Below are 19,383 nucleotides of genomic sequence, written 5' to 3' on the forward strand. Positions count from 1 at the left end.
CGGGGCCCGCGTGGCGCGCGCCCGTCCAGAAGTCGTGCCACGCGCCGGCCGGGAGGTACACCGGCCACGACGTCGCGCCCTCGCGCGTCACCGGCGCCACGAGTAGATCGTCGCCCCAGAGATACTGATGGCCCAGCGTCCACACGCGCGGATCGTCCGGGTAGTTGAGAACGAGGGGGCGCATGAGCGGCAGGCCGTCCGCGTGGGCCTGCCAGGCCAGCGTGTAGGTGTACGGGAGCAGCCGGTAGCGCAGCTCCGCGTACGCGCGGCAGATGGCCTCCACGCGCGGCCCGTGCGCCCACGGCACGTGCTCGCGCCACACCCATCCGTGCGAGCGGAAGATGGGGCTGAAGGCGCCCAGCTGGAACCAGCGCGCGTAGAGCTCCCCCGTCTCCGGCAAGGAATGGAAGAAGCCGCCGATGTCGCTCCCCCAGTAGGGCACGCCCGACATTCCGGTGTTGAGGCCCAGGGGGATCTGCGCGTCGAGCGTCGCGAAGTCGTTGTTGACGTCGCCGGTCCAGGTGGTGGAGCCGAACCGCTGCATCCCCGCCGCCCCCGAGCGGCAGAGCAGGAACACGCGCTGCTGCGGACGATCGGCCGCCTCGCCCGCGGCGAAGGCCTCGTGGCGGTAGCGGTCGTAGATATTGTGGAGCAGGCGCCCGCTCCCGCCTCGCAGGCTGGCTGCCGCGGGCGGACCCTCGCCGCCGTCGAGCCACCAGCCGCCGACGCCGAGCGCGACCAGGTGGCGGTGGGCCGCCCACCACCAGGACCCGACCTTCGGATCGGAGAAGTCGAGGTAGCGCTGCCCCTGGCGATAGTTCGCGCCCGTGGCCCCGCCCCGCTCGTAGCCCGCGTCCACCAGGTAGCCGCGCGACTCCGCCTCGGCGAACAGCGGCGACTCCTCGTGCAGCACGGGATACTCGTGGGTGATGGCCTCGAAGTGCTGGGCCCGCGCCTCGCCAAGCAGCGCCGCGGGGTCCTCCCAGAGGGCCGGCTGGAACTCGAGATGCCCTACGCCGCGGTTCCAGCCCAGCGCCTCGCCGTAGCTCGAGAGGTAGATGAGGGCGTCACACGGAATCCGTTTTCCCCGAATAGTCCGGGGCAGCTGTCGCAGCTCGGCGGTGTCGTGGAAGTGGCGCGTCGACTGGAGAAAGCCCAGCGCCCAGCGGGGCGGCAGCGACGCGCGGCCCAGCAGATCCGAGATCTCGCGCATGACCCCGCGCAGGCTTCCTCCCATGAGGACGTACCAGCACAGCGCGCCCGTCTCCGCAGTGTACGAGATCCTCACACCGTTGTCCGAGCGCCCGACCGCCAGCATCGCCTCGCCGGGATTGTCGAAGAAGAGGGCCCAGCCGCGCGAGGAGACGAGGAGCGGGATGCCGGTGTCCGTGCCCGGCCCGTGGCCGAGGTGGCTGTTCCAGAGCTTGCGGGTCACTCCGAGGCGCTCGAGCGCGCCGCCCCCTTGCCCCAGGCCGTAGAAGTGCTGCTCGCCCGAGAACGTGAAGCTGGCGTGGACGCGGCGGCGGCCGCTCGCCTCGGCGGCCTCGGCGGACATTCCGCCGTCGGGCGGCTCGCGAAGCAGCCACTCGCCGCCCGCGTCGAGGAAGGCCAGGCGGAGCGGAGCCGTCGCGATCTCGATCCGGAGATGGGGCGTGGCGAGCCGCGCCGGCTCGCCGGGCGCGAGCTCGAAGGAAACCGCCGCGGGCGCACGCGGGGCCACGTAGGACGGGACCGCCCCCGCGCCCTCGGTCTCGAGCCGCACCCGGACGATGCGCGGCGTGACCATCGTGAGCGTGACCGGGGCTCCGTCGCCTTCCAGGTGAAGTGTGGACCCCTCTCGGCGCATTCCCCGTTTCTACTCCGTGGGGCCCGGCGGAGCAAGGCGATGCGCCGCGCCGGCTCGATCCACCCGATGAAGCCATTGCGAAGTGAGGGTCACTCCGCTAGACTCCGTCGCCACTCGGAGACGCGCGCCCCGGACGCGAGCCTCCCCCGATACGAGGCCCAACATGCCCGATTCGGAGGGATACCTATGATGCGACGCAATCTCCTCTTCGGCCTCATCGCCCTCACCGCCGTCCTTGTGCTCGCCTCGTGGCCCGACGGGCTCATCGCGCAGGGGAAAGTCGTCAAGATCGGGCTCTCCCTGCCCCTCACGGGGGCGGATGCGGACGGCGCCGACGCGATCCTCAAGGGGGCGCAGATGGCGATGAACGAGATCAACACCAAGGGCGGGGTGGCCGGCTACAAGCTCGAGGCGCAGGTCTTCGACAGCGCGACGCCCGCCGCCGGGCAGTACGACCCCGCGCAGGCCGCCACCAACTACAAGAAGTTCGTCGCCGACAGCCTCACCCTGGCCGCAGTGGGACCGGTGATGAGCGGCGAGGGCAAGGCGATCTCGCCGATCCTCTCCGAGGCGGACATGGCGACAATCACGCCGAGCTCGACCAACCCCGACATCACGGACCCGAAGTTCCAGTCGCAGTACCGGCCCAAGGGCAAGGCGGTGTATTTCCGCACCGTCACCACCGACGCCTATCAGGGCCCGAACATGGCCAACTATCTCTTCCACCAGCAGAAGATGAAGAGCGTCTACGTGCTGGACGACGGCGGCGCCTTCGGTGTGGGCATCGCCGACAGCTTCCAGAAGCGCGCGGGCGAGCTGGGGGTGAAGGTGCTCGGCCGCGATCGCCTCGACCCGAAGGAAGCCGACTACAAGACCATCCTCACTAAGATCAAGGGCCTGAACCCCGACGCGCTCTACTACGGCGGCGTGATGCAGGCGGCGGCGAAGCTGGCGCCCCAGGGCTACGAGGTGATGCCGCGGGTGATCAAGGCGGGATCGGACGGCGTGTACGATCTCTCGTGGCCCAAGCAGTCGGGCAAGGAGGCGGTGGAGGGCTGGTTCTGCTCACAGGCCTCCCCCGAGCTCGTCACGTCGCCCAAGGTCGAGGCGTGGGTGACCAAGTTCAAGAAGGAGATGAAGCGCGACCCCACCAACTATGCGATCACGTCCTACAACGCGGTCTACGTGATCGCCGACGCGATCGAGCGCACCGCCCCCAAGAAGCCGCTCACCCGAGCCAACCTGCGGGACGCCATCCAGGAGACCAAGCTCAGCTCGATTCAGGGCCCCATCGCCTTCGACGCCAACGGGGACATCCTGACCAAGACCGTCTCGATCTATCAGTGGCGTGACGGCGAGATCAAGTACGTCGCGGTAGCGCCCGAGAAGTAGGCGCGGACTCTTCGCCCCCGGGCGGCGCGGGCCGCCCGGGGATTCCCGCCCATGCACACGCTGGACGTGCTCCTCCAGCAAGTCGTCAACGGGCTCGCGCTCGGCATGATGTACGCCCTGCTCGCGCTCGGCTTCACCATGGTCTACGGCATCATCGAGCTGATCAATTTCGCGCACTTCAGCGTGTTCATGACCGGCACCTTCGTGGGCCTGATGGTCCTGAACCTCATGGGCGTCACCGCGGTCTCCGCCTCGCTGCAGGGACCCGCGCTGGTCGGCACCCTCATCGTGCTGTTCCTCGCCACCATGGTCGCGACCGGCGTGCTCGGCGTCCTCATCGAGCGGATCTGCCTTCGCCCCGTGCGACACGTCTCGGGGACCGCGCCCATGATCACGACCATCGGCGTGGCGTTCATCCTCATCAACATCATGCTGTTGACCTGGGGCCCGCAGGCGCAGCGCTTCCCCCAGCTCCTCCCGAACTGGCGCTGGGGTGTGGGCGGCGCGGAGATCAGCTTCAAGCAGATCGTGCTGTTCGTGGTGGGCCTGCTCCTCATGCTCGCGCTCTGGCATCTCGTGCAGCGCACCACCCTCGGCAAGGCCATGCGCGCCACCGCCCAGGACGCCGACGCCGCGCGGATGATGGGCATCGACGTGGATCGCGTGGTGGTGGTCACGTTCTTCCTGGGCTCGGCCCTGGCCGGCGCGGGCAGCCTCTTCTTCGGCCTCTACTACGGCTTCACCGGTTACTACATCGGCTACACCACTGGCCTCCGCGCCTTCACCTCCGCGGTGCTGGGCGGCATCGGGAGCATCCCCGGCGCGGTGCTGGGCGGCCTCCTCATCGGCCTCACCCAGTCCCTCGGCGGCCAGTTCCTCGGCGTCAAATGGACCGACGTGATCATCTTCTCGATCCTCATCATCGTGATGGTCTTGCGGCCCAACGGGCTCCTCGGCACGCGGACGCCGCAGAAGGCGTGATGGGCCTCGCACGCTGGCGGGCGCTGCCCCTCGCGCGACGACGCCAGATCCTCGCCGTCGTGCTCCTCGCCGTCGGCGCCGCCTTTCCCTTCCTCTCGGGCAATGCCGGCAATGTCGACGCCGCCGCCAACGCCTTCACCTACGTGCTGCTCGCCCTCGGGCTCAACATCGTGGTGGGCTTCGCAGGGCTGCTCGACCTCGGCTACGCGGCCTTCTTCGCCATCGGCGCCTATGGCTACGGCATCGCCGCGTCCGGCCAGCTCAAGCTCGAGTGGTCGAGCCTCTGGGAGCCCCTGGCCTTCATGGGGCAGGTCAGTCGCTTGGTAGTTCCCGGCCAGCCCGATACCGTGCAGTTCCACTTCGCCTTCTGGCCCATGCTGGCGGTCACCGCGATCATGTGCGCGGTCTTCGGTGTCTTGTTCGGCGCGCCGACCCTGCGGCTCCGCGGCGACTATCTCGCCATCGTGACGCTGGGCTTCGGCGAGATCGTGCCGGTGGTGGCGCGCAACTGGGAGGGGCTCACCAACGGCGCCCAGGGGCTGGGCGGCATCCGCACGCCGCGCCTCTTCGGCTACGAGTTCGGCTTCTCCCCCTACCCCTACTACTTCCTGGGCCTCGGCCTCGTCGCACTCGCGGTGTGGCTGTCCATCCGCCTCCAGGAGTCCCGCGTCGGCCGCGCGTGGATGGCGATTCGTGAAGACGAGCTGGCCGCCGGCGCCATGGGCGTCAATCACGTGCACTACAAGCTGCTCGCCTTTGCCATGGGCGCGGCGGTGGGCGGGCTCGCCGGCACCTTCTACGTGGCCAAGCTCACCACCGCCACCCCGGACATGTTCACGTTCCCGGTATCGGTGATGGTGCTGGTCATGGTGGTGCTGGGCGGCATGGGCTCGATCCGGGGCGTGGTGGTGGCTGCCCTCTTCCTCGCGTTTCTCCAGTCGGTAATCCTGCAGGAGCTCACCGACTGGGTGCACGCCCTCGGGCGGCTCGTCGGCAGCGCGTTCCTCCAGCGGATCGAGCTCATCACGTCACTTGAGCTGATCTTCGGCGTCATCCTCGTCCTCATGATGATCTTCCGCCGCGAGGGCATCTGGCCGGCGGTGCGGCGGGTGTCCGCGCTCACGCCCGAGCAGCAGGCGGCAGTGCCGAGCCGGGGCGCCGCGGTGCAGCTCTCCTGGTCGCAGGCCGCGCGGGCCGACGCGCCGCCCCGGGCGCTCCTCGAGATCGAGAGCCTGAGCAAGCAGTTCGGCGGGGTGGCGGCGGCGGACCGCATCTCGCTCACCGTGGACGCGGGCGAGCTGGTCAGCGTGATCGGGCCCAACGGCTCGGGAAAGACCACGCTGTTCAACCTGATCACCGGGCTCATCGCCCGCGACAGCGGGAGCATCCGCCTCGAGGGCCGCGAGATCGGCGGCCTCCCTGCCCACGCCATCGTCGCGCGCGGGGTGGCCCGCACCTTCCAGAACATCCGCCTGTTCAACAATCTGAGCGTGCTGGAGAACCTCCTCGTGGGCGAGCACTCGCGCCTGCAGGCGGGCGCGCTGGGTGCGGTGTTCCGCCCGCCGCGCGTGCGCGCCGAAGAACGGGCGGCGGTGGACCGCGCGCTCGAGGTGCTGGGGCTCTTCGGCAATCGCCTGCTGCCCCGCCTCGACCACCCCGCCTACGGGCTCTCCTACGCCAATCGCCGGCGTACCGAGATCGCGCGCGCCATCATGACCCAGCCGAAGCTCCTGCTCCTCGACGAGCCCGCCGCGGGCATGAATCCCGCCGAGACGCTCGAGCTGATGGACCTCGTCAAGGCGCTGCGCGGCCTCGGTATCACCATCGTGCTGATCGAGCACAAGCTGGACGTGGTCATGGACATGTCGGATCGGGTGATCGTCCTCGACCACGGCGTGAAGATCGCGGAGGGCGCCCCCGTCGAGGTGCGGAACGACGAGCGGGTGATCGAGGCCTATCTCGGCCGTCGGCGCCGCGCGGCATGAGCCCGCGGGGCCCGCTGCTTCTCGACTTCCGCGGCGTGCACACGCACTACGGGCCGCTCCACGTGCTCAAGGGCGTGAGCTACGAGATCTACGAGGGCGAGATCGTCTCTCTGCTTGGCGGCAACGCCTCGGGCAAGTCCACGACCATGAAGACCGTGCTGGGGCTGGTGCGGCCGACGGAGGGGACCATCCGGTTCCGAGGGGAGCCGATCCACGCCCTCCGCACCAGCGAGATCGTCAAGCGCGGCATCGCGCCCGTGCCGGAAGGACGGCGCGTGTTCCCGCGGATGACCATCGTCGAGAACCTCGAGATGGGCCGCTACACGCGCCGTTCAGAGCCCGGCTGGGATACCGACCTCGACCGCGTGTTCGGCCTGTTCCCGGTGCTGAAGGAGCGGCGGCATCAGCTCGCGGGCACGATGTCGGGCGGCGAGCAGCAGATGCTCGCCATCGCACGGGCGCTCATGACGAACCCGCGCCTCCTCTGCATGGACGAGCCTTCGATGGGCCTGGCGCCCCGTCTCGTCGAGGACGTGTTCGACATCATCCGCGCCATCAACGGCCAGGGCACCACCATCTTCGTCATCGAGCAGAACGTCAACATGGCGCTGTCCGTCGCCCACCGGGGCTACGTGCTGCAGATGGGCGAGGTGGTCCTGAGCGGCGCCGCCGCCGAGCTGCTCGAGAATCCTCTGATCCAGAAAGCCTATCTGGGCAGCGCGTAGCGCCGCCGCCGGCCGAAGCGGCCGTAGCGGAGCGCGGCCACGCCCAGAGCGCGTCGTCGAGTCACCCGCCGAGCCGCACGTCGTCGAGGCATGCCCCGTCCAGGGGCATGTTCCGTGCCGGTTTTAGGTGCTCGTGAGATCAGCCACTTGGACGCCGCAAACACTGCGTAGCGAGGTCCTCGTAAGATTCGCCGACAGCTGGGTGTGCTAGCATCAGGCCGCCCGCACGGGCGGAGGCAAGGATGGCGGACATCGTCCTCGGCATCGGCACCTCGCACAGCCCCATGCTCAGCACGCCCCACGAGGCCTTCGCGGGGCATCGAGAGCGCGACCAGCAGCGGGTGCCCGAGTTCGCCGCCCTGGCCCGGGAGCGTGCCGCGCGCGTCGCCCCCGAGCTGGCCCCCGCCGTCACCGCGGCGCGCCACGCCGCCAACCAGGCGGCCCTCGCCACCCTGGCCGCCGCGCTGGCCGACGCCGCGCTGGACGCACTGGTGATCATCGGCGACGACCAGGGCGAGTGGTTCAGCGTGGACAGCCAGCCCGCCCTCTGCATCTACTGGGGCGATGCGGTGGAAAGCCTGCCGCCGCCGGTGGAGCGCATGGCGCCCTCCCTGCGCCTGGGGTACTGGGGCTACTACGGCGACGGGGCCAATCGGAGCTACCCCGTGGATGCCGCCCTGGGGCGCCACGTCATCGAATCGCTCACCCGCGACCACAGCTTCGACGTGGCGCACATGCGGGTGCAGCCTCGCCACGCGCCCTTCGGGCACGCGTGGAGCTTCGTGCACCAGCGCCTGATGAACGGCACGGTCATCCCGATCGTGCCCGTGCTGCTCAACACGTACTATCCCCCGAACCAGCCGACCCCGAAGCGGTGCTACGAGCTCGGTCGGGCGCTTCGCCGGGTCATCGAGGCCTGGCCGGGGGCCCGGCGGGTGGGCGTGCTCGGCTCGGGCGGGCTCAGCCACTTCGTGGTGGACGAGGCGCTCGACCGTCATGTGCTCAACATCCTCGCCCGGCGGGACGCGGACGCGGTGGCCGCGCTGCCGCTGAATCGCCTGAACTCCGGCAACTCCGAGATCCGCAACTGGATCGCCGCCGCGGGGGCCCTCGAGGGCCTCGCGATGCGGCTTCTGGACTACGTGCCGTGCTATCGCTCCGAAGCCGGTACCGGCTGCGGCATGGCTTTCGCGATCTGGGACTGAAGGGAGGCGCTCCATGCTCTCGCGAGAAGACAACGAGCTCCTGTGCCGGGTGGGCCGCGGCACGCCGATGGGCGAGCTGCTGCGCCAGTACTGGATGCCGGGTCTGCCGTCGTCCGAGCTGCCGTCGCCCGACGGGCCGCCGAAGAAAGTCCGCCTCCTCGGCGAGGATCTCGTCGCCTTCCGCGACACCGAAGGGCGCGTGGGCCTGCTCGCGGCGAACTGTCCGCATCGCGGCGCGTCCCTCTTCTTCGGGCGAAACGAGGAGTGCGGGCTCCGCTGCGCGTATCACGGCTGGAAGTTCGACGTGACCGGTCGCTGCATGGACATGCCGAGCGAGCCCGAGGAGAGCACGTTCAAGGACAAGGTCCGCGCACGCGCCTACCCGTGTCGTGACGTCAACGGCGTCGTGTGGGTCTACATGGGGACGCGCCAGTCCCCGCCCCCGTTCCCGACCTTCGAGATCAACACGCTCCCCGCCGAGCAGGTCTACCCGCCGCTCATGATGCTGGAAGACTGCAACTGGATGCAGGCGCTCGAGGGCGACATCGACTCGTCCCACATCGACTGGGTACACGGCAAGCGCCGCCCCGACAGCGCCCAGCGCGGCACCTTCCATCGGGACAAGCGCCCGCGCCTCGAGGTACTGGGCACGGACTACGGCGCCTGCTACTCCGCGCGGCGGCGCGGCGACACGGATGGGCTCTACTGGCACCGCATCACCCAGTTCATCCTCCCCTTCTTCACCATGATCGCGGCCAGCGATCCCGCCATCGTCTCGGCGCGCGCGTGGGTTCCGCTCGATGATCACCAGAACCTCCAGTTCGTGCTGCGTGGCCGGCTCGACCGCCCGGTGACGGAGGAGGAGCGCCGCCAGGTGCGCGATCCCTTCAAGGCCTGGGGCGGCTACGTGGACGGCGGCAGCGACCCGCGGCGCCGCTTCTACACGACGGCGAACCTCCACAACGACTACCTGCTGGACTACGAGCTGCAGCGCACCGAGCTCAACCTCGGCATCCCGTTCCTGGGCAACCTGCAGGACCGCGCGATGACCGAGACGATGGGGCCGATCTACGACCGCACCCAGGAGCATCTGGGCACCACCGACGCCATGGTGATCTTCGCGAGGAAGCTCCTCCTCGACGCGGCGAGGGCGCTGCGCGACCGCGGGACCGTGCCCGCCAACGTGGACGACGCCTCGCTCTACCGCGTGCGCCCGGCCTCCGTCATCCTGCCCGACGGCGAGAGCTGGGTGGCCGCCACCGAGAAGGCGCGCCAATCAGACGCAGGCGTGCCCATCGCCTGGGTGCCCTTCGTCTGAGCCGGGCCGTGGAGAATCTCGCCTACTACCGCGCGATCCCGTACCTCCTCGTCGTCGAGACGGTGGAGCGGGCGGGGTCCTGGTGGCGGCGCGCCAGCTATCCCGAGCTTCCGGGCTGCGCGGCGGAGGCGGAGTCCGCGGTGGAGGCCATCGAGCGGCTGGAGGAGGAGCGCGAAGCCCTGCTCGCCCGGTGCTGGGAGCGGGGCGAGCCCATCCCGGTGCCCCGTCCGCCGCTCAGAAGTCCTGCGCCGGCTGTTGTTGACAAGTGATCTGTCCGCTCGGTTTTGACACGTGATCTGTCCGCTTTCAGTGAACGCGCCCTAGGCGGCCAGGGCGCGGCCCCGGGGGTCGTAGCGGCCGAAACAGCGGGCCCCGCACCACACGGAGTACCGGCCGTCGAGGTGGCGGCGCACGAGCACGCGCAGCCCGCTGCAGGAGCGGCGGCCGCGCTGTTTACTGACCGCCAAGGCCACCCCGTCGAGCACGACGACGTTGTCGCGGCTGACCACGCGCTCTTCTTCGTGACACAGGATCTGGTCCAGATCGGTGGACCCGAGCGCCACGAAGGCTGAGGCGGGGTCCGCCGGAGCCCGCGCAAAGGTCGCGTTGTAGGTCGGCAGGAACGTCTGCTCGAGGTAGCGATTGGCCGCCGCCACCGTGGCGATGCCGGCCACGCGCAGCTCGTTGACGAGGCGATCCTGCAGCGTGCGATTGACCCGCTCGCTGCGGCCCCGGGCCTGGGGCGAATAGCTCAGGATGTGCTCAATCCCCAGCGTGCGCAGGGCGCGGCCCACCTGCGTGAGCTTCGTCGGGTCCGGCCGGGCCCCGGCCCGCGGCGTGTGGGCCGCCCAATGGGCCCGATCCGTGTAGAGGGCGATGGGCAAGCCGTAGCGGCGAAACACCGCCCCCAGCGCGGTCATGATGGCCCGCACACTCTCGCCCCCGTCGACGAGCTGCGCGTAGAGCAGCTGCTTCGTGGCATCGTCCACGATGGCCACCAGCGTATCCAGGCCCTCGGGCCCCAGGGCCAGCCAGCGATGCCGGCTGCCGTCCAGATGCAATAGCTCCCCAAAGCACGGCCGCGGCTCCCGCCGCCGCCGATGCCGCCCGCGGGCCTGGGCTTTGGGCAGCAAGCCCGCCTTCTGGAGCGCCGTCTTGACGTAGGTATACCCGAGCGTCACGCCGTGCTCTCGCTGGGCGAGCTGGTGGAAGTGGCGGCCGTTGAACCCGCCATAGCGCTCCCGATACAGCCGCAGGATGCGTTGCACCTCGCCGAACGGGGCCCGCCGGGGCGAGGGCCGGCCGTAGCGATGATCCAGCAACCCGTCGTAGCCGCGGCGCTCGAACCGCGCCCGCCACCGGCGCACACTGCGGGGACTACAGCCGATGATCTCGGCGGCCTGGATCCAGCTGATCGCCCCACTCATCGCGCGCAGCACGACCTCCCGAATCGTCATCGCCCGCTCCACTGCCACCCGGGGGAAGAGCATGGTCGACCTCCCGGTCCACCATGTGCCCCCACCCCGCGGCCGCTAGAGCGGACAGATCACTTGTTCTCGGGAGCGGACACATAGTGTGCTCCCTACAAGAAGTCCTGCGCCGGCTTGACAGCCCACGCCGCCACGAGTACCTTGCCCGTCGTCACGGCCCACACCGTTTGAAGTTCCCGTTTCTTCCCAACGAGAAGAGAAAGGGGACCCGCCATGATTCCCGCCGGGTTCGACTACCACGCCCCTGCCACCATCGGGGAGGCCACCGCGCTCTTGTCCCGGCTGGGGGACGACGCCAAGGTGCTCTCCGGTGGCCAGAGTCTCATCCCGCTCCTGAAGCTCCGCCTCGCAAGCCCACGGCATCTCGTGGATATCAACCGGATCCCGGGTCTCGCCTACGTCAAGGAGGCGGACGGGGCTCTCCGCATCGGCGCCCTCGCGCGCGAGGTGGATCTGGACGAGTCCGACGTGGTGCGAGCACGCTATCCGCTCTTGGCGGATGCGACCCGCGTGATCGCCGATCCGCTGGTACGGAACCTCGCCACCGTCGCGGGTAACCTTGCCCACGGCGACCCCGCGAATGATCATCCGGCGGTCATGCTGGCGCTGGGGGCGGAGATCACGGCCACCGGTCCCTTCGGCGCGCGGCGCATTCCCATCGGCAGCTTCTTCAAGGGTCCGTTCGAGACCGCGCTCAAGCCCGATGAGCTCTTGACCGAGATTCGCGCGCCGGCTCCGCCGCCGCGCAGTGGCGGGGCGTACGTCAAGCTGGAGCGTAAGGTCGGCGACTTCGCCACCGCGGCGGTGGCGGCCCAGATCACCCTCGCCGGCGACGGCACGGTGGCCGACATCGGCATCGCGCTCACCAACGTGGGGCTGACGCCGATCAAGGCGGACAAGGCGGAGGCCGCGCTGAGAGGCAGACGGCCCGACGACGCCGCGATCAAGGAGGCCGCGCAGCTGGCCGCCGATGCAGCCCGGCCGGAGCCCGATCTGCGCGGCTCGGCCGAATACAAGAAGGATGTCGTCCGGGTCCTGACGGCCCGCGCGCTGCGGAAGGCGATCGAGCGCGCCGGCGGAGGCAAGTGACGCCATGAACGTCCAGGTCACGATCAACGGCGAGAAGCTCTCCGCCGACGTGGAGCCGCGACTGCTCCTCGTCCACCTCATCCGGGAAGTCTTCCGGCTCACCGGCACGCACATCGGCTGCGACACCACGCATTGCGGCGCGTGCGCGGTGTTGCTCGACGGCCGGCCGGTGAAGTCCTGCACGATGTTCGCCGTGCAGGCCCACAACCGCGACATCCAGACGGTGGAAGGGCTCGAGCAGAACGGCGCGCTGCATCCTCTGCAGGAAGGCTTCATCGCGGAGCATGGGCTCCAGTGCGGTTACTGCACCCCGGGCATGCTCATGACGAGCAAGGCCTTTCTGGACAAGCACCCGTCGCCCTCCGAGGACGAGATCCGCTGGGCGATCTCCGGCAATCTCTGCCGCTGCACCGGGTACGTGAACATTGTCAAGGCCGTGCAGCACGCGGCGGCCCAGCTCAGGGCGGCGGCGCCCGCGGGAGGGACGCGATGACCACGATGAGGACCACTCCCGAAGTCGGCGGCATGGGGCACTCGATCAAGAGAAAAGAGGATCCGCGCTTCATCCGGGGCAAGGGCACCTACGTGGACGACGTGGTGCTGCCCGGCATGCTCTATCTCGACATCGTGCGGAGCCCCCACGCCCACGCCAAGATCGTGAAGATCGACACCGCGAAGGCCACGGCGGTGCCGGGCGTGCTCGCCGTGATCACCGGCGCGGATCTCGCCAAGTACAACCTCCACTGGATGCCCACGCTCATGTCGGACACCCAGATGGTGCTGCCCGTCGAGAAGGTGATGTACCAGGCGCAGGAGGTGGCGGCGGTGCTCGCCACCACGCGCTACGCCGCCGCCGACGGCGCCGCCGCGGTGGACGTGGAGTACGAGCCGTTGCCCGCGGTGGTGAGCCCGCAGAAGGCGCTCGAGCCGGGCGCCCCGGTGCTCCGCACCGACAAGAAGGACAAGAAGGACAATCACATCTGGCACTGGGAGTGGGGCGACCGCGCCGCGACCGATCGCGCCTTCGCCGAGGCGGACGTGACGGTCAAGGAGCAGATCTACATCCCCCGCATCCACGTGGCGTCCATCGAGACCTGCGGCTGCGTGGCGCATTTCGACAAGGTCAACGACAAGCTCACGGTCTGGATGACCACCCAGGCGCCCCACGCGATCCGAACCGTCTTCGCCCTCGTCGCGGGCCACGTGGGCCTCGCCGAGCACAAGATCCGCATCATCTCCCCCGACATCGGGGGCGGGTTCGGCGGCAAGGTGCCGGTCTATCCCGGCTACGTGATCGCGGTGGCGGCGTCGGTTCTCACCGGCAAGCCCGTGAAGTGGATCGAGGACCGCATGGAGAATCTCCAGGCGGATTCCTTCGCCCGCGACTACCACATCACCGCGGAGCTGGCCGCCAAGAAGGACGGCACCCTCACCGCCCTCCGGATCAAGACCTTGGCCGATCACGGCTACACGGATGCCGCCGCCAACCCGTCCAAGTTCCCGGCGGGGCTCTTCCACGTCTGCACCGGCTCCTACGATCTCAAGGCCGCGCACGTGGAGGTCGACGGCGCCTATACCAACAAGCCGCCGGGCGGCATCGCGTACCGCTGCTCGTTCCGCGTCACGGAAGCCGTGCACACCATCGAGAGAATGGTCGACATCATGGCCCATCAGCTCGGCCAGGATCCCGCCGACTTCCGCAAGAAGAACTTCATCAAGCCGGAGCAGTTCCCCTACAAGTCGGCGCTCGGGTGGGAGTACGACAGCGGCAACTACGCGGGGGCGCTCGACAAGGCCATGCAGACGATCGGGTACGCCGAGCTCAAGCGGGAGCAGGCGGAGAAGCGCAAGCGCGGCGAGCTGATGGGCATCGGAATCTCGAGCTTCACCGAGATCGTGGGGGCCGGCCCCTCCAAGCACTTCGACATCCTCGGCCTCAAGATGTTCGACTCCTGCGAGATCCGCGTGCATCCCACCGGCAAGGCCATCGCGCGCTTCGGCACCAAGTCGCAGGGCCAGGGGCACGAGACCACCTACGCCCAGATCCTCGCCGAGGAGCTGGGCATCCCCGCCAAGGACATCCAGATCGAGGAAGGCGACACCGACACCGCGCCCTACGGGCTCGGCACCTACGCGAGCCGCTCCACGCCGGTCGCGGGCGCCGCCGCCGCGATCGCCGCGCGGAAGGTCCTCGACAAGGCGCGCAAGCTCGCGGCCCATCTCCTGGAGGTCGCGCCGGAGGACCTCGTCTACGAGCCGGGCAAGTTCTCGGTGAAGGGCGCGCCCAACCGTTCGAAGACCATCCAGGACTGCGCGTTCGCCGCCTATACCAATCACCCGCAGGGCATGGAGGCGGGGCTGGAGGCGGTGTCGTACTACGACCCGCCCAACCTCACCTACCCGTTCGGTAGCTACATCTGCGTCGTGGACATCGACAAGGGCACGGGCGAGGTGAAGGTGCGCCGCTTCGTCGCCATCGACGACTGCGGCAACATCATCAATCCCATGATCGTCCAGGGCCAGGTGCACGGCGGCCTCACCATGGGGCTGGCACCCGCGCTGCTCGAGGAGATCTCCTACGACGAGCACGGCAACGTGCAAGGGGGAAGCTTCATCGACTACCTGCTCCCGACGGCAGTGGAGACACCCAAATGGGAGACCGGCCACACCATCACGCCCTCCCCGCACCATCCCATCGGCGCCAAGGGCATCGGCGAGTCGGCCACCGTCGGCGCGCCCGCCGCCATCGCCAACGCGGTGGTGGACGCGCTCTGGCATCTGGGCGTCCGGCACGTGGACATCCCCATCACCCCGCCCAAGGTCTGGAAGCTCCTCCGGGAGAAGGGCGTCACCGAGTAACCCCTATGTCTGAGCCCGATCTTCTTGCGCTCGCCGCGGCGCTACGGCAGCAGGGCGAGGCCTTCGCCCTCGCCACCGTGGTGCGCTGCGAGCGGCCGACCTCGGCCAAGCCGGGCGCCAAGGCGCTGATCCGCGCCGACGGCACCATGCTCGGCTGGGTCGGCGGCGCCTGCGCGGAGCCCATCGTGCTGCGCGAGGCGGCGGCAGCGCTGCACGACGGTGAGCCGCGCCTCGTCAGCCTCGTGGGCGAGCACGGCCGGCCCGCCGGCCGCGCCGAGGGGATCCGCGAGCACCCGATGACGTGCCACAGCGGCGGCACGCTGGAGATCTACGTGGAGCCCTATCTTCCCAAGCCCCTGCTCGTGCTGGTCGGCCACGGGCCCGTGGTGGAGACGCTCGTCGCCCTCGGCCGCGCGGTGGACTACACCGTGGAGACCGTGGCCGCCGACGCCGGGGCGGCCGCCCTGGACCGCCTGGCCCTCACCGACCGCGCCGCCGTGGTGATCGCCACCCACGGCGAAGTGGACGAGGCGATGCTGGAGCGCGTCCTCGGCACCGGCGCGGGCTACGTCAGCCTGGTGGCCAGCCGCAAGCGCGCGGCCGCCGTCCTGGCGACGCTCCGCGAGCGGGGCGTGCCCATGGAGCGCCTGGGCCGGCTCAAGGCGCCCGCCGGGCTCGACATCGGCGCGGTGACGCCGACGGAGATCGCGGTGAGCATTCTCGCCGAGATCATCCAGCTCCGGCGCAGCGGCAAGGCGCCGGCGGCGGATGCCATGCCGCGCCTCGCCGTGATCGCTGCCCCGTCCTCGGCGCCGGCTGAAGGAGACGACGCCATCGATCCCGTGTGCGGGATGCGGGTCCGCGTGGCCACCGCCCGCCATCGCTCCGAGGCGGGCGGGCGCCCGGTGTACTTCTGCTGCGGTGGCTGCAAGGCGAAGTTCGACGCGGCGCCCGAGCGCTACGCGCTCCGCTGACCGCCAGCCCTGGTCATCCCGTCCACCGGACCGTGACGCCGAGCGCGCGCATCAGCAGCACCGCCCACCCGTTGTCCCAGACACGCCCGATCGCCAGCTCCATCTGAAGGAATCCGAGCGGCGTCAAGCGGCCCAGCCAGGGTTTCAGCGCCCCTCCGGCCTCGCGTGAGAGCGCGCGGGCGACGTGCACGGCGAGGGGCAGCGAGATCAGCGTGAACACCCGCGTGAAGTCCGCGCTGCTCCCTGCGATCGCGCAGCAGATACCGGCGAGCGCGAGCAGCCGCGTCCGCCGCCGGGCCCAGACGTACGCGATCACGGGGATCCAGAACCAGGAGAACGACAGCCACAGCATGGTCACCGGGCGCGCGACGTTGTTGCGGAGAAGGCTTTCCAGCCACTGGCCGACCCATGCGGCGCGGGGCGAGCCCGCGAGGCCGAGCTCCGCCAGATAGAGCTGCGCCATCCCCGCCCCTGCGGCCCAGCCGGCGAGCACCGCGAGCAGCCACGCGCGGGCGGGCCGATGCATCGCGGCATGCACGGCGAGGATCACCGTCGCCTGCTCCGGATGCGCGAGGGTCATGGCCATCGCGAGGACGGCGATGACCGCAGGGTGCCGAGCCAGGAGCAGGAGAAAGTAGGATCCGACCAGATAGGGGTCGGACTTCCCCAGCCAGAACGCGAGCACGTGGAGCAGGGGCGAGAGCGCGAGCAGACGGAAGAAGGCCCATCGCTCGTCGGGCTCGGCGATCGCGCGGTGGCCATAGACGAGCACGGCGGCCACCGCGGCGAGCGCGGCCGCGATCGCCAGCGCCTGGACCCGGTGGGGAGAGACGGCGCCCACGAGATATCCCACGAAGACATTCGCGACGGACGAGTGGATGTAGCGGTCGGACGGATCGCCGAGGAGACGGAACGGCTCGGCGTAGAGAGCGGCCAGCGCGTCGACGTCGACGAAGCGCGGCCCGGTGACGAGCAGGATCGCGGCGAAGAGCACCGCGCCGCGGCGCGTGGCCGCGCCGCCGCGATCCATCGCGCCCGTCTCCGTCGGCGCGGTGGGCGCGCCGGCCTAGTTGCCGGCGCGCTCCGCAAGCGGCGCGTAGTCCGCGACGCCGCCGTGGCCGCCCGCGAACTTCTCCGGCGTGATCCCCGCCTTCTTCACGCCGGCCACGAGCCCGAGCTGCAGGGGCGTGAGCTGCGCCGGCAGGGGCGGACCCGGACTCCAGAGGTCGGTGACATAGCCCAGGCGCGCCGAGGGCACGTAGCCAATCAGCATGGACTCCACGTGCGGGGTGTTGGGAACCATGTACGCCTGCACCTCCCGCGCGCCGTCGGAGAGCGCCCACTTGTCCGCGACTTCCACGATGGGCGTTCCAGCGAGGTCCTTGGCGGTGAGGTCGGGGTTGCGGATGTACGGCGCCGCGAGCACTCGGCGGAAGTGGGCGCCGGCGCCCTGGCCCACCACGATGGTGGCGCCCTCCGCGGCGTATGCACGGATCCCGCCCGCATGATCCATGTGGTGATGGGTCAGAACCAGGTACTTGACCGGCTTGCGGAGATACTTCGCCCGAACCGCGCTGAGCACCATGTTGGATTGCCGGTCGCTCACCGGCGCATCGAACACGACCACGTAGTCCTTCATCTCCACGACCAGGCTGTGGTGCGTGCCGCCCGCCGCGTGACTCACCCCGGGGGCCAGCTCGACGAGCCGGAGGCTCTGGGTGACGCGGGCGTCGAAGCTCGGATTCTCGGAGTCGAGGTACGCCCCGATGAACTGCCGCCGCAATACCCACTGATACGGCACGTCGGCGGTGGCGGGACGCGCCGCGCCCGCGCGGAAGGCATCAGGAATCGCGAGCTGGCCGGTGCCGATCGGGATGTTCTTCTTGAGGTCGGCGATCTTCGTCTCCATCACGAGGCGCCCACCCAGCTCGTAGCGCTGGGTCGTGGCCACCCGGATTCCGTCCAGCACCTGCCAGTCGGACAGAACGAGATCGTAGGGGACGTCACCCCAGATGTTGTCGTAGTCGAGCGTGCGGATGCGAGCGGGAAGGCCGGAGGTCCGGTCGAACATCACGGTGTAGAGCGTGTCCGCCGTCTGGTACCCCACCGCCGGGTAGGAGGTGCTCCCCACCACGATGTCGCCCAGCTGGGCGACGCGGTCGGGGTTCTTCTGCATCTCGAGCAGGAGGAGCGGTGAGCTCCGGCGCGCCTCGCGCTGGAACGTGGCCACACGCAGGCTCGACATCGTGTGCGCGGGCGGGTTCGAGTCGAGGCTCTGCTTGTTGCGCCCGGAGCTGTCGATGCCCGCGACATAGCCGGCCTCGGGCGTCACGATCTCGGTGTACGTGAACGAGCGCGGGGACGGATACGCGTAGTTCCGCACCCAGTCGACTCTCATGGCGCCGGACGCCATATCGGCGGCGGATGTGAAGGTGGATTCGTTAGCGAAGCGCGCCTCGCCGCCGGGGGCCAGCGACTGCTCGGGATCCCACTGGCGCACGGTGCCCTTGACCGCCAGCGTCTTCACGCCGGTGAGCGCGTTGACGCCCCCCATCCCATCGATGCCGAGGCCGATCAGCGCCTGCCCCCTCTGCGGGGACGTCGCGCAGGACGCCACGACGAGGAGCACCGTGAAGAGCCGGCCGAGTCGTCGCATCGCGTGTGTCCTCCTGTGGGGGAGTGAAGGGAGCGGTCGGTGCCCGCACCCTACGGGTGAGGGTTGCCGATGTCAAGACAGCCCGCTAGAGTGAGCACGATGCCCGATTCCGACGCCGCGGCCGGCACCGACTACAAGGCGCTGGTGCAGGAGGATCGCATTCACGCCTCGCTCTACACCGATCCCCGCATCTTCACGGAGGAGATGGAGCGCATCTTCCACCGCGGCTGGGTGTTCGTGGGGCACGAGAGCGAGATCCCCCGCCCCGGCGATTTCGTCACCCGCCACATCGGCACCGAGCCGGTCATCCTCGTGCGCGGCGCCGACGGGGCGGCGGCGATGCTCGTCAACCGCTGCATGCACCGCGGCACCATGCTCTGCCCCGCCGACCGCGGGAACGCCCGCACGTTCACCTGCCCCTATCACGGCTGGACCTACGATGTCGGCGGCGCCCTCCTCGGCGTCCCCTATCCCGGCGGCTACGCGGGCCCCGACAAGGGGGCGCATGGCCTCACCCGCGTCCCCCGGATTGCCGCCTATCGCGGGTTCGTCTTCGCCAGCCTGAGCCCGACCGGCATCTCGCTCGCCGAGCATCTCGGCGCGGCGACGCGGCTCATCGATCGCTCCTGCGACCTGGCCCCCGAGGGCGAGGTGGAGCTCTCCGCGGGATGGGTACGGCACCGCTGCGCGGCGAACTGGAAGATGCTGCCCGAGAACGACAGCGACGGCTATCACCTGGGCTTCGTCCACCTCGCGCTGTTCCGGACCGTGCAGATGCAGTACCAGCGGGTCGTGGGCCCCGAGCATGCGATCAAGGCGGTGGTGCGCGACTGGGGCGGCGGGCACATCGAGATCGACTGGTC

16 protein-coding genes are annotated in these 19,383 nt (G+C 69.8%); 12 read left to right on the plus strand and 4 right to left on the minus strand.

What is annotated here, in order from left to right; genetic code table 11:
- Window positions 1-1,846, minus strand: a 1,846-nt coding sequence (locus VFX14_22580) for a TIM-barrel domain-containing protein (protein ID HEU5192477.1), incomplete at its 3' end; no start/stop codon positions are given.
- 189 nt (window positions 1,847-2,035) lie between these two features.
- On the opposite strand from VFX14_22580, the gene VFX14_22585 reads away from it, so the two are divergent.
- The 7 genes from VFX14_22585 (at window position 2,036) to VFX14_22615 (ending at window position 9,721) form a co-directional block, all read left to right on the plus strand.
- Window positions 2,036-3,238: a branched-chain amino acid ABC transporter substrate-binding protein gene (locus tag VFX14_22585; GenBank protein ID HEU5192478.1), complete on the plus strand. Its 1,203-nt coding sequence runs from the start codon at window positions 2,036-2,038 to the stop codon at window positions 3,236-3,238.
- A 51-nt stretch (window positions 3,239-3,289) separates the two neighbouring features.
- A complete protein-coding gene (locus VFX14_22590) occupies window positions 3,290-4,219 on the plus strand; it encodes a branched-chain amino acid ABC transporter permease (GenBank protein HEU5192479.1) in 930 nt (309 codons plus the stop codon).
- Window positions 4,219-6,204 (plus strand): branched-chain amino acid ABC transporter ATP-binding protein/permease, encoded by a 1,986-nt coding sequence (locus VFX14_22595; protein ID HEU5192480.1) that lies wholly within the window; start codon window positions 4,219-4,221, stop codon window positions 6,202-6,204. The genes VFX14_22590 and VFX14_22595 overlap by 1 nt, the downstream gene beginning before the upstream one ends.
- A complete protein-coding gene (locus tag VFX14_22600) occupies window positions 6,201-6,929 on the plus strand; it encodes an ABC transporter ATP-binding protein (protein ID HEU5192481.1) in 729 nt (242 codons plus the stop codon). The genes VFX14_22595 and VFX14_22600 overlap by 4 nt, the downstream gene beginning before the upstream one ends.
- A 242-nt stretch (window positions 6,930-7,171) precedes the next feature.
- Window positions 7,172-8,134 carry an extradiol ring-cleavage dioxygenase gene (locus VFX14_22605; GenBank protein HEU5192482.1) on the plus strand — a complete coding sequence of 321 codons (963 nt, stop codon included), beginning with the start codon at window positions 7,172-7,174 and terminating at the stop codon, window positions 8,132-8,134.
- A 13-nt stretch (window positions 8,135-8,147) separates the two neighbouring features.
- Window positions 8,148-9,452, plus strand: a complete 1,305-nt coding sequence (locus tag VFX14_22610; GenBank protein HEU5192483.1) for a Rieske 2Fe-2S domain-containing protein — start codon at window positions 8,148-8,150, stop codon at window positions 9,450-9,452.
- An 8-nt stretch (window positions 9,453-9,460) separates the two neighbouring features.
- Window positions 9,461-9,721 carry a hypothetical protein gene (locus VFX14_22615; GenBank protein HEU5192484.1) on the plus strand — a complete coding sequence of 87 codons (261 nt, stop codon included), beginning with the start codon at window positions 9,461-9,463 and terminating at the stop codon, window positions 9,719-9,721.
- 51 nt (window positions 9,722-9,772) lie between these two features.
- On the opposite strand, the gene VFX14_22620 is transcribed toward VFX14_22615, so the two are convergent.
- Window positions 9,773-10,942: an ISNCY family transposase gene (locus VFX14_22620; GenBank protein HEU5192485.1), complete on the minus strand. Its 1,170-nt coding sequence runs from the start codon at window positions 10,940-10,942 to the stop codon at window positions 9,773-9,775.
- A 213-nt stretch (window positions 10,943-11,155) separates the two neighbouring features.
- Between VFX14_22620 and VFX14_22625 the strand changes: the two genes are divergently transcribed.
- The 4 genes from VFX14_22625 to VFX14_22640 are packed head-to-tail and all read left to right on the plus strand — an operon-like array spanning window position 11,156 to window position 15,864.
- Complete coding sequence (locus tag VFX14_22625) at window positions 11,156-12,031, plus strand: xanthine dehydrogenase family protein subunit M (protein HEU5192486.1); 876 nt, start codon at window positions 11,156-11,158, stop codon at window positions 12,029-12,031.
- A gap of 4 nt (window positions 12,032-12,035) precedes the next feature.
- Entirely contained in the window at window positions 12,036-12,524 is a 489-nt protein-coding gene (locus VFX14_22630; GenBank protein ID HEU5192487.1) for a (2Fe-2S)-binding protein, read from the plus strand.
- Window positions 12,521-14,890: an aerobic carbon-monoxide dehydrogenase large subunit gene (locus VFX14_22635; protein HEU5192488.1), complete on the plus strand. Its 2,370-nt coding sequence runs from the start codon at window positions 12,521-12,523 to the stop codon at window positions 14,888-14,890. The genes VFX14_22630 and VFX14_22635 overlap by 4 nt, the downstream gene beginning before the upstream one ends.
- 5 nt (window positions 14,891-14,895) lie before the next feature.
- The gene (locus tag VFX14_22640; protein ID HEU5192489.1) at window positions 14,896-15,864 is read left to right on the plus strand and encodes an XdhC family protein; all 969 of its coding nucleotides are present in this window, start codon (window positions 14,896-14,898) and stop codon (window positions 15,862-15,864) included.
- Window positions 15,865-15,877: 13 nt separating this feature from the next.
- Here VFX14_22640 and VFX14_22645 read toward each other — a convergent pair whose 3' ends face one another.
- Entirely contained in the window at window positions 15,878-16,894 is a 1,017-nt protein-coding gene (locus VFX14_22645; protein ID HEU5192490.1) for a hypothetical protein, read from the minus strand.
- 36 nt (window positions 16,895-16,930) lie between these two features.
- Window positions 16,931-18,520, minus strand: coding sequence for an MBL fold metallo-hydrolase (locus tag VFX14_22650; protein ID HEU5192491.1), 1,590 nt, complete (start codon window positions 18,518-18,520; stop codon window positions 16,931-16,933).
- 99 nt (window positions 18,521-18,619) lie between these two features.
- On the opposite strand from VFX14_22650, the gene VFX14_22655 reads away from it, so the two are divergent.
- On the plus strand, window positions 18,620-19,383 hold a 764-nt coding region (locus VFX14_22655), incomplete at its 3' end, for a Rieske 2Fe-2S domain-containing protein (protein ID HEU5192492.1).

This window comes from Candidatus Methylomirabilota bacterium, assembly GCA_035764725.1.
In the GTDB taxonomy this organism is placed as follows: domain Bacteria; phylum Methylomirabilota; class Methylomirabilia; order Rokubacteriales; family CSP1-6; genus DASRWT01.